Raw genomic sequence first — 16,133 nt, forward strand, 5'->3', positions numbered from 1 at the left:
GCCCCTTTCGCATGCCGGAGGGTCGGCCATGGCGGGCATGTTTCACGTGAAACGCTCAGCGGGTCGCACCCGTCACCAGCCAGCGGCCCGAGCGAGTGCGCAGCCACAAGGTCAGCATGCGTACCGCCATCATGAGCGTCATGGTGGCCCACAGGGCCGTGAGCCCACCGCTCAGCACGGGAACGAGCAGGGCTGCCGGGGTGAAGACCGCCAGAGTGAGCAGCATCGCCCAGGCCAGATACGGGCCGTCGCCGGCGCCCATGAGTACGCCGTCCAGGACGAAGACGATCCCGCAGATCGGCTGTGAGAGAGCGACGATCACGAGAGCGGGCAGGGCGGTGTCCTTGACCATGGAGTCACTGGTGAACAGGGGCAGGAACACCGGTCGGCTGATCACCACCAGAATGCCGAGCGCGAGGCCGACGGCGACACCCCACTCCACCATGCGACGGCATGCCTGACGTGCGCCCTGAGTGTCACCGGCACCCAGGTAACGGCCGATGATGGCCTGCCCGGCGATGGCGATGGCGTCGAGGACGAAGGCAAGCAGCGTCCACAGGGACAGGATGATCTGGTGCGCAGCGATGTCGGCGTCTCCGAGGCGGGCCGCGACGGCTGTGGCGATCATCAGGATCGCCCGCAGGGACAGGGTTCGAACCAGCAGCGGCACCCCTGCCTGGGCGGAGGCCCGGATCCCGGCGACGTCAGGACGCAGTGACGCCCCGTGCCTGCGCGCGCCGCGGACGACCACCACGAGATAGACGGCGGCCATGCCGCACTGAGCGATGACAGTCCCCCAGGCGGAACCCGCGATACCGAGATCGGCGCCGTACACAAGTCCCGCGTTGAGGGCGCCGTTGGCGACGAACCCCGCGATGGCGACGTAGAGCGGCGTCTTCGTGTCCTGCAGGCCGCGCAGGACGCCGGTCGCGGCGAGGACCACCAGCATGGCCGGTATGCCGAGTGCGGAGATGCGCAGATAGGTGGTCGCATAGGGCGCGGCCGTGTTCGAGGCGCCGAAGAGCTCCACGAGGGCCGGTGCTGTGGGCAGGACCACGGCTATGACTGCGGCGCCGAGCAGCAGCGCCAGCCATATGCCGTCCATGCCCTGGCGGATGGCGGCTTGCAGATCCCCCGCGCCAACGCGTCGGGCGACGGCCGCGGTGGTGGCGTAGGCGAGGAAGACGAAGATGCTGACGGCTGTCGTCAGAAGGGCCGAGGCGACACCGAGTCCGGCGAGTTGTGCCGTGCCGAGATGGCCGACGATCGCGCTGTCCGCCATGACGAAGAGGGGCTCGGCGACGAGAGCGCCGAAGGCCGGGACGGCCAGCGCGACGATCTCTCGGTCGTGCTGTCGGCGAACGGTCCGGGAGCGCGCGGGGGCCTGTGTCATGAGCACCAATCTAATCGTCCACAGGTAAGCGATGCAATGCCTGTGCGCCCCTTACGTGTCGCCTGGTGGTGTGCACTCTTGTGTACGACTCGCGGCAATCTTGGCCCGGCTGGGGAAGTTTTTCTTCTGCACAGCCAGTGGACGGTAAAGGTGCAGGTCAGGGAGGCTTCCTTGCAGGAATCGAGGGCTTGTTCACAGGGCTGTCCACCGGGTCGTGCACAGGTTTCGCGGGGTTCTCCACAGCATCTGGGCCGTCGTCCACATGGCCTGTGGATAACCAGATTGGCTGACGGTGCCCGCGGGCCTACGGTAGTCCGGCGCCCGCTCCGTCCGTCGGCTTTCAAACCATCACAAAACCGACGCGCCAGAACCGGAGTTGGGCCTCTTGATTGTCAGTGCCGTGCCGTAGAAAAGAGGGGCACGGAGAGGTCCGCTCCGCGGACGGGAGGAGGTGGCTCGGTGAGCATTTCCGAGCCCTTGGACGACCCGTGGGCCGACAGCGGTCCCAGTGATCGTCTGCCCGCCTCCCGTCGGCACGGCGACCGAGCCCGGGGCCGCGACGAGCAGCACGACCGGGGCCAGGACAGCGGTGCGTGGGACGGCTCAGGTCCGTCGTTCGAGCGTGTACCGCCGCAGGACCTGGAGGCCGAGCAGTCCGTCCTCGGCGGCATGCTGCTGTCCAAGGACGCGATCGCCGACGTCGTCGAGATCCTCAAGGGCCACGACTTCTACAAGCCGGCCCACGAGACGATCTACCAGGCGATCCTCGACGTCTACGCGAAGGGCGAGCCGGCCGACCCCATCACCATCGCCGCCGAACTCACCAAGCGCGGCGAGATCAACAAGGTCGGCGGCGCCTCGTATCTGCACACCCTCGTCCAGACGGTGCCGACGGCAGCGAACGCCGCGTACTACGCGGAGATCGTCCATGAGCGCGCCGTCCTGCGCCGCCTGGTCGAGGCCGGCACACGCATCACGCAGATGGGGTACGCGGCCGACGACGACGTCGACGAGATCGTCAACCGTGCCCAGGCCGAGATCTACGCGGTCACCGAGCAGCGCACCAGCGAGGACTACCTGCCGCTCGGCGACATCATGGAGGGCGCGCTCGACGAGATCGAGGCGATCGGCTCGCGCAGCGGCGAGATGACCGGCGTGCCCACGGGGTTCACGGACTTCGACTCCCTCACCAACGGCCTGCATCCGGGCCAGATGATCGTCATCGCCGCGCGTCCCGCCATGGGTAAGTCCACACTCGCGCTGGACTTCGCGCGGGCCGCGTCGATCAAGAACAATCTGCCGAGCGTCATCTTCTCGCTCGAGATGGGGCGCAACGAGATCGCGATGCGTCTGCTGTCCGCGGAGGCCCGTGTCGCGCTGCACCACATGAGATCCGGCACGATGACCGACGAGGACTGGACGCGTCTGGCCCGCCGGATGCCGGACGTCTCCGCCGCTCCGCTCTACATCGACGACTCCCCGAACCTGTCGATGATGGAGATCCGCGCCAAGTGCCGCCGTCTGAAGCAGCGCAACGACCTCAAGCTGGTGGTCATCGACTACCTCCAGCTGATGCAGTCCGGCGGCTCCAAGCGCGCCGAGAGCCGTCAGCAGGAGGTCTCGGACATGTCGCGTAACCTCAAGCTGCTGGCCAAGGAGCTGGAGATCCCGGTCATCGCGCTCTCGCAGCTGAACCGTGGCCCCGAGCAGCGCACCGACAAGAAGCCGATGGTCTCCGATCTGCGTGAGTCCGGCTCCATCGAGCAGGACGCCGACATGGTCATCCTGCTGCACCGCGAGGACGCCTACGAGAAGGAGTCGCCGCGCGCGGGCGAGGCCGACCTCATCGTGGCCAAGCACCGAAACGGTCCGACGGCGACGATCACGGTCGCCTTCCAGGGCCACTACTCGCGCTTCGTGGACATGGCGCAGACCTGAGCCGCCTGATCCGCCGTCTGCAGGGGAAATCGGCTCGACGCGGGATGTCCGGCCGGGTGGACTGGGGTCATGACGACACCTCAGGAAGAGCTGCTTCCCAGCACCCGCCGTGCGCTACTGCACCGGATCGCCGTGGCCCAAGCCGAAGGCCGCACACCGTCGCTGGTCGCGGCGGTCGTTCGGGACGGTCGGACCGTGTGGCATGGAGGGCGGACCTCGGTGGACGGACATGCCCCGGACGAGAACGTGCAGTACCGGATCGGTTCGATCACCAAGACCTTCACCGCGGTTCTCGTCCTGCGGTTGCGGGACGAGGGTCTGCTCGACCTCGGCGACCCGTTGGAGAAGCACCTGCCGGGCACGGGCGCGGGGGAGGCCACCATCGCCGGTCTCCTCGCGCACACCGGTGGTCTGGCGGCCGAGTCACCCGCGCCGTGGTGGGAGCGGACTCCGGGGTCCCTGCGTCCCGAACTCGCCGACGTACTGGGCGAACAGCCTCTGCTCCACCCGGTCGGCCGCCGGCACCACTACTCGAATCCCGGCTACACCCTCCTGGGCGCGCTGGTAGAGAAGCTGCGGGGTGCTCCGTGGGAGGAGGTACTGCGGCGTGAAGTGCTCGAACCTCTGAGCCTGGATCGTACGAGTGCGCGGCCGCGGGCGCCCCATGCGGGCGGCTGGGCGGTGCATCCGTGGGCCGATGTGATGCTGCCCGAACCCTCCGAGGACCTCGGGCTGATGGCTCCGGCCGGTCAACTCTGGTCCACCAGCGGTGACCTGGCGAAGTTCGCCGTCTTCCTGATGCAGGGGGACGACCGGGTACTGAGCGCGGAGACCGTGCGGGAGATGCGGGTGCCCGCGGCGCCGGCCGAGGCCGCGGATGTCGTGGACGGGGCGACGTACGGACTCGGACTGCAGATTCAGCACCGGGACGGACGGCTGCTCGTGGGCCATTCCGGTTCGCTGCCGGGCTTCCTGGCGAACCTCACGATCAGCGTGGCGGACGACGTGGCGGCGGTGGTGCTGACCAACTGCACCTCCGGCCTGCTGACGTCCGCGGTGGCCGCCGATCTGGTCCGCATCGTCGCCGAGGCCGAACCGCGCATTCCCGAGCCCTGGCGACCGCTGCCCGAAGTGGACCCGTCCGTGCTGGAGTTGGCCGGTCAGTGGTACTGGGGGACACATGCGTTCGCGTTGCGCCTGACGGCCGACGGGGGTGTCTCGCTGGGGCCGCTGTCCGGCAACGGCCGCCGCTCGCGGTTCCGGGCGAACAGCGACGGCACCTGGACCGGCCTGGAGGGCTACTACGCCGGAGAGGTTCCGCGGGCCGTAAGGCGCCCGGACGGGACGGTGAGCCATCTCGACCTCGGCTCGTTCGTGTTCACGCGTCAGCCGTACGACGAAGGGGCTCCTGTGCCGGGTGGAGTGGACCCGGAGGGATGGCGGGGGATTGGTTAGGCGCCGCCCACCGATACGCACGTGCTCTGTTTCACGTGAAACAGAGCACGTCGTCTTCAGAGCTGGAGCTTGAAGCCCACGTGGGACGCCGAAAAGCCGAGCCGCTCATAGAAGCGGTGGGCGTCGGTACGAGTGTTGTCGGAGGTCAGCTGTACCAGCTGACAGCCCTGGTGACGGGACTCCTCGATCGCCCACTCGATGAGCCGCGTGCCCAGGCCACTGCCCCGCTCGTCGGCGTGAATGCGCACCCCTTCGATGATCGACCTGGTGGCACCGCGTCTGGACAGCCCGGGAATGATCGTCAGCTGGAGTGTGCCGACCACTCGGCCCTCGCGAGCGGCGACGACCAGCCGCTGGTTCGGATCGGCGCTGAGTCGCTCGAAGGCGGACAGGTACGGGGTCAGGTCGTCTGGTGACTCGCGCTGAGCGCCGAGAGGGTCGTCCGCGAGCATGCCGACGATCGCCGAGAGGTCGTCCGGGACCGCGGCGCGAATATCAAGATCTCCCATGCCCGCACCCTATGCGGGCACGCGCAGTGACTCCACGACACGGACCAGCGGGGCCAGTTCGGGGTTCTTGGCCGCTTCGTCGAGTGCCTCGCGCAGGGCGGCGTCGTTCGTGGGCCGCGCCTCCCGCAGGAGTTCGAGGCCCGCCTCGGTGACGTTGGTGTAGATGCCGCGGCGGTCGGTGGGGCACAGATAGCGCTCCAACAGGCCACGGTCTTCCAGGCGTGTGACCAGGCGGGTGGTGGCGCTCTGGCTGAGGACGACCGCGTCAGCGACCTGCTTCATCTGCAGATGGCCCCCGTCGCCGTCGTGCTGCCGGCTGAGCACATCGAGCAGCGAGTACTCGCGCACGCTCAGGTCGTGCCGGGCCTGCAGGGCGCGCTCGATGTGAGCCTCGATCCTCCCGTGGAGCAGGGACAGGGCGCACCAGCCCTGGGCGAGGGCGGTGAGCGCGGGGTCCGTCGCTGTCATTGGCGTTTCCTCCGTCCCGGAGCGGCTGACATCAGGATAGAGCAGCTCCGCGATAGACGGCGTTTGCATAAAGCCCGCGTCTGCAACTATTGTCCAAGCCTGAAACGCGCTTCTGCAATCGTCTGGAAGGTGAACCCCCTTCATGCCTCTCGCGCTCCTGGCCCTCGCGATCGGGGCCTTCGGAATCGGAACGACCGAGTTCGTGATCATGGGCTTGCTGCCCGAGGTCGCGAGCGACTTCGGGGTCTCCATCCCCACCGCCGGCTTCCTGGTGACCGGCTACGCGCTCGGCGTCATGTTCGGCGCCCCGCTGATGACCGTGCTCGGCACCAAGGTCTCCCGCAAGCGGATGCTGATGCTGCTGATGGGTCTGTTCATCGTCGGCAACCTGCTCTCCGCCGTCGCCCCCGTGTTCGCGGTCATGCTGATCGGCCGCGTGGTCGCCTCACTCGCGCACGGCGCCTTCTTCGGCATCGGCTCGGTCGTCGCGGCCGACCTGGTCGCCCCGGACAGGAAGGCCGGCGCGATCGCCATGATGTTCACCGGCCTGACCGTCGCCAACGTCGTCGGCGTCCCGCTGGGCACGCTCATCGGCCAGTCCGTCGGCTGGCGCGTCACCTTCGGCATCGTCACCGCCCTCGGCGTCGTCGGACTGGCCGGCATCTCCAGGCTGGTACCCGACATGCCCAAGCCGGAAGGCGTGCACCTGCGGCACGAGGTGGCCGCCTTCAAGAACGTCCAGGTCCTGCTCGCCATGGCGATGACCGTGCTCGGCTTCGGCGGCGTCTTCGCGGCCATCACCTACATCGCGCCGATGATGACCCATGTCGCCGGCTTCGCCGACGGCTCCGTCACCTGGCTACTGGTCCTGTTCGGCCTCGGCATGGTCGGCGGCAACCTGGTCGGCGGGAAGTTCGCCGACCGCGCCCTGATGCCCATGCTGTACGTCTCCCTGGGCGCCCTCGCCGTCGTGCTCGCGCTGTTCACCCTCACCGCGCACGACAAGACCGCGGCAGCCGTGACCATCGCGCTGATCGGCGCCCTGGGCTTCGCCAGCGTCCCGCCGCTGCAGAAGCGCGTCCTGGACCAGGCACACGGAGCCCCGACACTGGCCTCGGCGGTGAACATCGGCGCCTTCAACCTCGGCAACGCGTTGTCCGCCTGGCTCGGCGGCCTCGTCATCGCCGCCGGCTTCGGCTACACCGCCCCGAACTGGGTCGGCGCCGTCCTCGCCGCAGCCGCTCTGGCCCTCGCTGTCCTCTCGGCCGCCCTTGAACGCCGGGAGAACGCATCCAGCGCCGTCGTCGCGGGCTCCGTACCCACCGAGCAGCGGACCGCCGTCCACCACTGAGCGTCCACTGCCGAACCACCGGGACGCATGAGCGCGGTTTCCAGGGATGGCCTCGCGCGTCCGTCGATCCAGCTACGCCTCAGCATCAGCGGAGGCGCAGCGTCCCCTCGCTCCAGCACAAGGAGAACCCTCATGAGCACCACCGTCGTCGCCCCGCTGACCATCCAGGACGCCGAAGACCTCGTCACCGTGGCTTGCCGTGCCGCCGAGGCCGCCGGGGTCACGGTCAGCGTGACCGTCCTGGACGCGGGCGGTCATCTGCTCGCCTTCCGGCGGGACGACCGGGCTGTGCTGATCTCCGGAGAGACCAGCACCCGCAAGGCCTACACCGCGCTCCAGCTCAACGCGCCCACCGCCGATCTCGTCGAGGCCGTGCAGCCCGGAGGCCTCTTCCACACCCTGCCCACGGCGCTCGACCGGCCGCTGCTGTTCATCGCGGGCGGCGTGCCGGTCCACCGCGACGGCCGGCTGATCGGCGCGATCGGGGTCGGTGGCGGCGCTCCGGAGCAGGACCATGCCTTCGCCACGGCCGCCGTGGAGGCCCTCGCTTGACGGTGCCCTCCTCCGCACCGACGCCGGTTCCCCGCAGTCTCCGGCAACCGGCGTCTTCGTAGCGCCGCGGGTCACCCGTCCCGCCAGCGTGTCAGCCGGCCGCGACCGTCACCGGGGCGAACCGCCGGCTCCCGTCCCCGGGCAACTCCGTGATCCCGTACGTCATGACCGAGTTGAAGACGACGGATGCCAGCCCGCGCTCCTTCGCCCACGCCAGTAGCTCTGTGTGCCGTACGTCGATGTCGGTGCGCAGCGGCCGGTCGGTGTGGGCGGCGAGGGTGGTGATGAGGGCCTGCGCCGTCTCCGTGTCTCGGGCGATCAGCGGGCCCACGACATGGGTGTGCATGTTGGGCCAGGCGGCCGCGTACCCGATGAGCCGTCCGTCCTCCTCGGCGACGCACAACTGGTCGGCGAAGGCGGGCAGACGCGTGATGATGTGCGTGCGATCCGCGCCGAACACCTCCTCGTCGAGCCGGAGGATCGTGGGGAGGTCCTCGGCGGTGGCCGCACGCGTGGCGACCCGGGACTCCGGCCCACCGGCCGTGAAGTGCCCAAGCAGCATCTCCGCCTGGCCGGTGACCTTGAAGCCGAGCTCTTCGTACAGCGGCCGTCCGTACGGCGTCGCGTGCAGGGTGAGGGGTGTGATGCCCATCGACGAGATGACGTGGCGCATCAGTCGGCGTCCGATGCCCTGCCGGGCATGCTGTTCGGCTACCAGCACCATGCCGATGGCTGCGAGGGCGGGACGCCCTTGTGGGCCGTACTCGGTGACGACACAGGCGGCCACGAGGCCGCCTTGAGGGTCGTCGATGCCATAACCCCTTCCGGCTGTGAGGAGGAAGCTCCATTTGTGCTCCTCGCGTGGCCACCCCCGGTTCTCTGACAAGTCGGCGCAGGCGGTGAGGTCGCGAAGCGTCAGACGGCGGATGGGCAGTTCGGCGAGGGAAGGAGTCGGCACGCGGGTCAGGCTGTCCGAAGGGAGCCCTTGGCGTCCACCTATTTCCAGGGAGACGTACGAGCTTTTGGCCATGTCGTAGCCAAGCGCACAGTGTGGGGGGCAGTCGCTGGGTGTTTCACGTGAAACATCGGGAAACAGCGAGTGTCCCGGGGGCGATGGGCGAGGTGAGCCCGGGGTCTCGCCCGTGAGCGCACAGCACCACCCACTAGCCTCGGGGCCCATGCCGAGACTTCATCTCTTCGACCTCGACGGCACCTTGTTGCACGGTACTTCCGCGCCTGTGGAGATCTCCCGGCAGCTCGGATTGGAAGCCGAAACGGTCGCCCTCGATCAGGCGATCTCGTCGGGGTTGATAGAACCGCCGGAGTATGCGACGCGGGTCTGCACGCTCTGGGCCGAGTTGACCGAGGCGCATGTGAAGGCCGCCTTCGAGGGGGCCCCTTGGCTCGCCGGTATCCGCGAGGTCTGGGCGGATATCAGGCAGGAGGGCGACTACTGCGTCGTCATCTCCCTGTCCCCTTCCTTCTTCGTGGAACGGCTCATCGGATGGGGCGCGCACGCGGCGTATGGATCCCGCTTTCCCGCTGTACCGTTCACCGAGCCGGTGGATCCCGCCGGAGCTCTCAGTGCAGCGGCGAAGGTGCTGATCGCCGACCGCCTGTGCGCGGAATACGGAGTGACGCGGGCGGACTGCATCGCCTATGGCGACTCGATGTCGGACAAGGACCTGTTCGGTGCGGTCGCGACCTCCGTCGCGGTCAACGGGGACCGCCATCTGTCCGGTCTCGCGACCCACTCCTACACGGGGCTGGATCTGCGGGAAGTTTATGAATTGGTGCGGTCCGTCCGGTAATTGACGAAATCGCTGGTTCGCCCCGTGTTCGCATTCGTGACCGAGGAAGGGGGGACTTGTGTGCTCGGCGGTGGCCGGTATGGTCGACTCCGGTTCGCGCCCCGGATGAGGCGTGCATCCTGCGCGGGCCGAGAACAGGACAATGCAGCCTAGCGGGACGGAGAGATCGAAGACCCACGTTTCCGGTTATGCGGTCAGGGCCTCCATGCGGAGTGCGATGCTCTGCGAGAGTACTGCGGCCAATGTCACACTCTCGCCTTACTTGTCCGTACGGAGCGGGAATGCGGGTTGAATGTGGCCGCATTGGCCGAGACACCGGACGGGAGTGGCTACCCGTCCGCGGGGGGAAAGCAGGCACCTTCCCACTGAGGGAGTGCGCAGACCGACCGAGAGATGCTCGAGGCGAGGCTCACCATGGACGCTCCGACCACCACGTCGGCCGACAACGGCACTTCCGGCGGCGGGGACGGCTGGTTCACGCCCCGCAAGAATCCGGCCACGGCATCGGGCGGTGAGCGTGGCGCATCCGACGGTGGCCCTGCGGCGAGCGGGGCCGAGCCCTCCGCGGACCCGTCGACGCACGAGCCCGCACGCCGCGCCGCGAACTCCGACGCACCGGACCACGGCGACGCGACGCCGAGCGGCACAGCGGCCTCGGACCAAGCGCCGAGCGACACACCCCCGGCCGCAACGCGGCCCCCGTTCCGGTCTCCCGCCTCCCCGACCGCGCTGTCCGACCCCGCGCGGACAGCGGCCGCGACACAGACATCCGCCCCCGCCGAAGCACCCCCCACCCCCCAGCCGGCAGCTCCCACCAGGGATGCCTCCCCGGACGCCCTCCTCATCCGCCGGACCATGGCGGAGGTCACGCCCGTCGCCGACAAGGTCACCTCCTACTTCTACGCCCTGCTCTTCGTACGGCACCCCGATCTGCGCCCGCTCTTCCCCGCCGCGATGGACACCCAGCGGGACCGACTGCTCAAGGCGCTGCTGACGGCCGCCGAGCACATCGACAACACCGAAGTCCTCGTCGAGTACCTGCAGAACCTCGGCCGCGGCCACCGCAAGTACGGCACCCGGGCCGAGCACTACCCGGCCGTCGGCGAATGCCTCATCGGTGCGCTGAGCAAATACGCGGCCGACATATGGGACGCGGAGATGGAAGCAGCCTGGGTCCGGACCTACACGACGATCTCGCAGGTCATGATCGACGCGGCGGCCGCGGACGAGCTGCGCGCCCCGGCCTGGTGGTACGCCGAGGTCGTCACGCACGACCTGAGAACCCCGGACGTCGCGGTCGTCACCGTCCGCCCCGACCAGCCCTACCCCTTCCTCGCCGGGCAGTACACGAGTGTGGAGACGCCCTGGTGGCCGCGGATATGGCGGCACTACTCCTTCGCCTCGGCGCCCCGATCCGACGGCCTGCTGTCCTTCCACGTGAAGGCCGTCCCGGCAGGCTGGGTCTCCAACGCGCTGGTGCACCGCGCCCGGCCCGGCGACATCATCCGACTGGGGCCGCCGACCGGTTCGATGACCGTGGACCACACCACCGACAACGGGCTGCTCTGTCTGGGGGGCGGTACCGGCATCGCGCCCATCAAGGCGCTGGTCGAAGACGTCGCCGAGCACGGCGAACGGCGACCGGTAGAGGTCTTCTACGGCGCCCGCACCGACCATGACCTGTACGACATCGACACGATGCTCCGCCTCCAGCAGAGCCACCCATGGCTCTCGGTCCGCGCGATCATCGACGCACAGGCCCACCTGCAGCTTCCCGACGCCATACGCGAGTACGGTCCCTGGAACGAATACGACGCCTATCTGTCGGGCCCGCCCGGAATGATCCGCAGCGGCGTGAACGCCCTGAGGGGCGTCGGCATCCCGTCGGAGCGCATACGGCACGACTCGGTGGAAGAGCTCGTGGCCATCGGGGGCTGACCAGCGGTCGGTGGTCAGCCCAGGTCAGGGGCGTGCATGGCCCGCACACCCTCGATGTTGCCGTCCAGGTAGTGCCGCAGCGACAGCGGTACGAGATGGACGGAGGCGATCCCGACACGGGTGAACGGCACCCGTACGATCTCGTACTCACCGGATGGCTCGTCGACCTCCGGGCCGTGCCGCAGGGACGGGTCGATGGACTCCAGGCGGCAGACGAAGAAGTGCTGCACCTTCACACCGGTCGCGCCACCGTCCTCGCCGATGTGCTCCACGGTGTCCACGAAGCAGGGCACGACGTCGGTGATCTTGGCGCCGAGTTCCTCGTACACCTCACGGTGCAGGGCATGGACGACGGTCGCGTCCCCCGGCTCGACCCCGCCACCGGGGGTGACCCAGTAGGGATCAACACCGGGCTTGGTGCGCTTGATCAGGATCAGGTCGTCACCGTCCAGAAGAACGGCACGGGCGGTGCGCTTGACCACGGGTCGGACGGTCATGGGAGAAATGTGGCCCGGCTGGTTCCACGTGAAACATCGCGAAATGTCACTGGTCGAGCCCAGCGCGTGATGCGCCGAGACCAGGCCCTTGACGTCCGGCGGCCCGATGCGTGAAGCCCCTTGGCGCACGGTTCCGTCCCGCCCCTGGCCCTCGCTCAGCACCAGTCGGCCGCCGCGCGCTGCAGCCACTCGTAAGCCCGTGCGATCTGCGGCATCGCCAGCGTGCCGGTGCGGACGACCAGGAAGTACGTCCGCAGGGGCGGTACCGCCGGGTCGTGCAGGGCGACGACGTCACCGCGCTCCAGGGCGGCCGCGCACAGATACCGGGGCAGTACCGCGAGCCCGGCGCCCGCGGCCGCGCAGGCGAGGACCGCGCGCAGGTCGGGGACGATCACGGTGCCGTGGGTGGCCGGCCGGGCATCGAAGACGGAAGCCCAGTACCGGGAGACGAAGGGCAGCGACTCGTGGACCTCGATCACCGGGATGTGCTCAAGGGCGTGCGCTCCCAGGCAGCGGGGCTTTCCGATGACCCTCTGGTCGGTCCAGCGCGGGGCGGCGACCAGGACGTGTTCCTCGTCGCAGAGCGGGGTCGCCGAGAGCAGGGCGCCGCGCGGGCGTGCCGTGCTGATGGCCAGGTCGTGATGCCCGGCTGCCAGCCCCTCCAGGGTCTCCTCGGCGTTCCCGAAGGAGGCACGCAGGGCGAACCCCTGTCCGTCCTCGCCGGTCAGCTCGGTGAGCGCGGGCAGCGCACGCTCGGCGGTGAACTCGGGAGGCCCGGCGAGATGCAGGGTCCGTAAGGAGGAGTCGTCGTCGAGGCCGGTCTCCGCGATCTCCACAAGGGCGTCGAGATGCGGCGCCGCCTTGTGGGCGAGTTCGTCGCCGACGGTCGTCGGCGTCACGCCGCGGGCCTGCCGCAGGAAAAGGGGCCGGCCCAGCTGCCGTTCCAGCGTGCGGATCTGCGAGGTCACGGCCGGCTGGGAGAGGCCGAGCAGAGCGGCGGCGCGCGTGAAGGAACCGGCCCGGTGCACGGTCACAAAGGTGCGCAGCAAGGCCAGATCCACGGAACAACCTTCCCTTCTTGTGCCCTTTTCCCCGGCCCCCGCGACTCGCGCCCAACTATAAATATGTCGATAGGTCTCTGTCGCTACCGTGATTGGACACTGACACAGAGTCAACTAGCCTTGGTCGCGCGGTTCTTCGCGCGCGGAACCGGGGACGGTCCGAGCCACGAGGGGGGAGGCTCGGACCGTCCGTTGTACGTGATCGAACACCGACGGGTCGTGTGTGAAGCCGTCACTGCGCTGCCGCGTCCAGCGCACGCAGCACGTCCGCCACCAGGTCCTCGGCATCCTCCGCGCCGACCGAGAGGCGGATGAAGCCCTCGGGCACCGCGTCGCCGCCCCAGCGCCCGCGCCGCTCCGCCGTCGACCGCACGCCGCCGAAGCTCGTCGCGTCGTCCACGAGCCGCAACGCGCCGAGAAAACGGTCGGCACGCGCGCGCGTGGGCAGCGTGAAGGAAACCACGCACCCATAGCGCCGCATCTGCTGCGAGGCGACCTTGTGCGAGGGATCGCCGGGCAGTCCCGGATAGCGCAGCCCGGCCACCTCGGGCCGCTCCCGCAGAGCCTCGGCGACGGCCAGGGCGTTCGCGTGCTGGCGGTCGGCGCGCAGCTGGAGGGTGGCGAGCGAGCGGTGCGCGAGCCAGGCCTCCATGGGCCCCGGAATCGCCCCGACGATCTTTCGCCAGCGCCGTACGGCGGCCATGGCCTCGGCGTTACGGCCGGTGACGTACCCCAGCAGGATGTCGCCGTGCCCGGTGAGCTGCTTGGTGCCGCTGGCCACGGAGAAGTCCGCGCCGAGCTCCAGCGGGCGCTGCCCCAGCGGCGTCGCGAGCGTGTTGTCGACGGCTACCAAGGCGCCACGCGCGTGTGCCGCCTCCGCGAGCCGCCGCACGTCGCACACGTCGAGCCCGGGGTTCGACGGGGTCTCGATCCACAGCAGCCTCGCGCCGTCGAGGACGTCCAGCTGGGCGTCGCCGCCGGTCGGCGCCGTGCGCACCTCGATTCCGTACGCCTCCAGCTGGGCGCGCACCAGCGGCAGCACCTGGTAGCCGTCGCCGGGCAGTACGACCATGTCCCCCGTGCGCAGCTGGGAGAACAGCACCGACGAGATCGCCGCCATGCCGGACGCGAACACGAGCGTCTCGACGTCGTCCTGCCCGGGAGCCTCCAGCTCGCCGATGGCACGCTCCAGCAGCGTCCACGTCGGGTTCTCATCGCGTCCGTACGTGTACGGACCGGTGGGATCGCCCGGCAGATGGTAGTGCGCGGCGAAGACGGGACCGGGCAGGGCCGGCTCGTGCCTGACGGGCTCGGGCAGCCCGGCCCGTACCGCGCGCGTGCCGTCACCGGCATCCGTGAACCCGCGGCCTCCGTCGCCCGTGGCGGAACCGCTCATGCCGCCCGTCCCTCCAGTTGCTCGCGGACCGCGGCGAGCAGCCCGGTACTCGCCGCCTCCACCATCTCAAGGCACTCCTCGAAGCCGTCCATGCCCCCGTAGTAGGGGTCCGGTACGTCGGGGTCGCCGGCCGCGGTGAGGTCGTACGACCGCAGCAGCCGCACCTTCTCCGCGTCCTGCGCCGTGGGCGCGAGGCGGCGCAGGGCCTTGAGGTGGCCGACGTCGAGGGCGATGACGAGGTCCAGCCGGGAGAACCAGGACGCCTGGAACTGCCGGGCCGTGTGGTCGATGGCGTAGCCGTTCTCCTCCAGGACGGCCACCGTGCGCGGGTCCGCGCCTTCGCCCTCGTGCCAGCCGCCGGTGCCGGCGCTGTCGACCTCCACCAGGTCGTCGAGCCCGGCCTCCGCCACGCGCGCGCGGAAGACGGCCTCGGCCATCGGGGAGCGGCAGATGTTGCCGGTGCACACGAAACACACGCGATAGGTCATCGCCGCTCAGTCCTCGTCGGGCAGGACGACGTGGAGGGCCCAGGAGACCACCGAGATGATCAGGCCGCCCAGGACGGCGGTCCAGAAGCCCTCGACATGGAAGCTCAGATCGAGCTGGTCGGCCAGCCACGAGGTGAGCAGCAGCATCAGCGCGTTGACGACCAGGGTGAACAGGCCGAGCGTCAGGATGAGCAGCGGGAGGCTCAGCAGCTTGACTATCGGCTTGACCAGGAAGTTCACGAGGCCGAAGATCAGCGCCACGAGGATCAGCGTGCCGGCCTTCTTGCCGGTGCTGTCCCCGGTAAGGGTGATTTTGTCGAGCAGCCACACGGCGACCGCCAGGGCGCCCGCGTTGGCGATCGTCTTGACTACGAAATTCTTCATGTGTCTGATCGTGGCAGACGCGATCGGACATGAGCAGGCAGGCAGGGGCGGAAGAGGCGATGAAGGCATTCCGGCTGGACGAACTGGAGGCGGAACGCGCCGCCAACGAGGGTGCGTACATCCAGTTCCTGCGGGAGCGGAACATGTCGGTCGGCCTGTACGCCCTCGACGCGGGCCAGCACGACCCACAGAATCCTCACCACCAGGACGAGGTCTACTTCGTCGTGAGCGGCCGTGCCTCGCTCACCGTCGGCTTGGAGACCACCCAGGTGGCGCGCGGCAGCGTGGTCTACGTGCCGGCCGGAGTCGCCCACAAGTTCCACCACATCAGTGAGGATCTGCGGGTGCTGGTGGTCTTCTCTCCGCCTGAGAAGTGAGGCGCCTCCTCAGGGTTCCCTAGGGGATCAGTCAGGGGAGGACAAGGGGTGCGAGAGCCCCGTCCGGCCGTCTCCCGGTCCTAGCATCGAGTGCAGGACATCAAGTGATCGAGAGGTAGGGACAGGGCGATGCGAGAGATCTTCGCGGGACTGCCGTGGTGGGTGAAGTGGATCGCGGTGCCGGTCATCGCCCTGGTCGTGTTCGGCGGGCTGATAGCCAGCGTGGTGGGCTTCGTGATCGGACTGCTGTTCAAGGTGCTGGTGTTCGTCGCCCTGGTCGGCGGACTGATCTATGTCGTGCGCAAGTTCACGTCGAGCTCCTCGTCGCGCAGCGACTGGTGAGCATGGTGGGAAACCGGTGAGGTAAAAGGAATCACCGGTTCCCTCGCGTTCCCTCGGCCGGGGGAAGTTCTGTGCACGGGTCGTCAGTGAGCGGTTGCGGAGCGTTAGAGTCCGGAAGCCCGACGCGGGGACGGCCCCGCGAGCGGCGTACGCCCCCGCCCGTGCACTCCGTA

At 69.1% G+C, this 16,133-nt stretch carries 17 protein-coding genes; 8 read left to right on the forward strand and 9 right to left on the reverse strand.

The window, feature by feature from the left end:
* Positions 1-55 precede the first annotated feature (55 nt).
* Positions 56-1,393, reverse strand: a complete 1,338-nt coding sequence (locus tag NW895_RS30590; RefSeq protein WP_289939646.1) for an MATE family efflux transporter — start codon at positions 1,391-1,393, stop codon at positions 56-58.
* A 459-nt stretch (positions 1,394-1,852) separates the two neighbouring features.
* Here NW895_RS30590 and dnaB point away from each other — a divergent pair, with 459 nt between their 5' ends.
* Positions 1,853-3,331: a replicative DNA helicase gene (dnaB, locus tag NW895_RS30595; RefSeq protein ID WP_289939647.1), complete on the forward strand. Its 1,479-nt coding sequence runs from the start codon at positions 1,853-1,855 to the stop codon at positions 3,329-3,331.
* 69 nt (positions 3,332-3,400) lie between these two features.
* Positions 3,401-4,786: a serine hydrolase domain-containing protein gene (locus tag NW895_RS30600; protein WP_289939648.1), complete on the forward strand. Its 1,386-nt coding sequence runs from the start codon at positions 3,401-3,403 to the stop codon at positions 4,784-4,786.
* Between the two features lie 56 nt (positions 4,787-4,842).
* Here the strand turns inward: NW895_RS30600 and NW895_RS30605 are convergent, their stop codons facing one another.
* Entirely contained in the window at positions 4,843-5,295 is a 453-nt protein-coding gene (locus tag NW895_RS30605; RefSeq protein ID WP_289939650.1) for a GNAT family N-acetyltransferase, read from the reverse strand.
* 9 nt (positions 5,296-5,304) lie between these two features.
* The gene (locus tag NW895_RS30610) at positions 5,305-5,763 is read right to left on the reverse strand and encodes a MarR family transcriptional regulator (RefSeq protein WP_289939651.1); all 459 of its coding nucleotides are present in this window, start codon (positions 5,761-5,763) and stop codon (positions 5,305-5,307) included.
* 142 nt (positions 5,764-5,905) lie between these two features.
* On the opposite strand from NW895_RS30610, the gene NW895_RS30615 reads away from it, so the two are divergent.
* Complete coding sequence (locus NW895_RS30615) at positions 5,906-7,114, forward strand: MFS transporter (RefSeq protein WP_289939653.1); 1,209 nt, start codon at positions 5,906-5,908, stop codon at positions 7,112-7,114.
* Between the two features lie 132 nt (positions 7,115-7,246).
* Positions 7,247-7,666: a heme-binding protein gene (locus NW895_RS30620; protein ID WP_289939654.1), complete on the forward strand. Its 420-nt coding sequence runs from the start codon at positions 7,247-7,249 to the stop codon at positions 7,664-7,666.
* A gap of 91 nt (positions 7,667-7,757) precedes the next feature.
* Here the strand turns inward: NW895_RS30620 and NW895_RS30625 are convergent, their stop codons facing one another.
* Entirely contained in the window at positions 7,758-8,624 is an 867-nt protein-coding gene (locus tag NW895_RS30625; protein ID WP_289939656.1) for a GNAT family N-acetyltransferase, read from the reverse strand.
* A 220-nt stretch (positions 8,625-8,844) separates the two neighbouring features.
* Here NW895_RS30625 and NW895_RS30630 point away from each other — a divergent pair, with 220 nt between their 5' ends.
* Together NW895_RS30630 and NW895_RS30635 are read left to right on the forward strand one after the other, a co-directional pair.
* A complete protein-coding gene (locus NW895_RS30630) occupies positions 8,845-9,477 on the forward strand; it encodes an HAD-IB family phosphatase (protein WP_289939658.1) in 633 nt (210 codons plus the stop codon).
* 414 nt (positions 9,478-9,891) lie between these two features.
* Positions 9,892-11,415, forward strand: coding sequence for a globin domain-containing protein (locus NW895_RS30635; RefSeq protein ID WP_289939659.1), 1,524 nt, complete (start codon positions 9,892-9,894; stop codon positions 11,413-11,415).
* Positions 11,416-11,429: 14 nt separating this feature from the next.
* On the opposite strand, the gene NW895_RS30640 is transcribed toward NW895_RS30635, so the two are convergent.
* The 5 genes from NW895_RS30640 to NW895_RS30660 form a co-directional block, all read right to left on the reverse strand.
* Entirely contained in the window at positions 11,430-11,912 is a 483-nt protein-coding gene (locus tag NW895_RS30640) for an NUDIX hydrolase (RefSeq protein WP_289939661.1), read from the reverse strand.
* Between the two features lie 155 nt (positions 11,913-12,067).
* Positions 12,068-12,973: a LysR family transcriptional regulator gene (locus tag NW895_RS30645; RefSeq protein WP_289939662.1), complete on the reverse strand. Its 906-nt coding sequence runs from the start codon at positions 12,971-12,973 to the stop codon at positions 12,068-12,070.
* Positions 12,974-13,205: 232 nt separating this feature from the next.
* The gene (locus NW895_RS30650) at positions 13,206-14,369 is read right to left on the reverse strand and encodes a cystathionine gamma-lyase (RefSeq protein WP_289939663.1); all 1,164 of its coding nucleotides are present in this window, start codon (positions 14,367-14,369) and stop codon (positions 13,206-13,208) included.
* A complete protein-coding gene (locus NW895_RS30655) occupies positions 14,366-14,857 on the reverse strand; it encodes a low molecular weight protein-tyrosine-phosphatase (protein ID WP_289939664.1) in 492 nt (163 codons plus the stop codon). Before NW895_RS30655 ends, NW895_RS30650 begins: the two co-directional genes overlap by 4 nt.
* Before the next feature lie 6 nt (positions 14,858-14,863).
* Positions 14,864-15,241 (reverse strand): phage holin family protein, encoded by a 378-nt coding sequence (locus NW895_RS30660; RefSeq protein WP_289939665.1) that lies wholly within the window; start codon positions 15,239-15,241, stop codon positions 14,864-14,866.
* A 59-nt stretch (positions 15,242-15,300) separates the two neighbouring features.
* Between NW895_RS30660 and NW895_RS30665 the strand changes: the two genes are divergently transcribed.
* Positions 15,301-15,618, forward strand: coding sequence for a cupin domain-containing protein (locus NW895_RS30665; RefSeq protein WP_289939908.1), 318 nt, complete (start codon positions 15,301-15,303; stop codon positions 15,616-15,618).
* Positions 15,619-15,747: 129 nt separating this feature from the next.
* The gene (locus NW895_RS30670) at positions 15,748-15,960 is read left to right on the forward strand and encodes a DUF5326 family protein (RefSeq protein ID WP_030048440.1); all 213 of its coding nucleotides are present in this window, start codon (positions 15,748-15,750) and stop codon (positions 15,958-15,960) included.
* Positions 15,961-16,133: the final 173 nt, after the last annotated feature.

The sequence above is a fragment of the Streptomyces sp. S.PNR 29 genome (assembly GCF_030386795.1).
Taxonomy (GTDB): domain Bacteria; phylum Actinomycetota; class Actinomycetes; order Streptomycetales; family Streptomycetaceae; genus Streptomyces.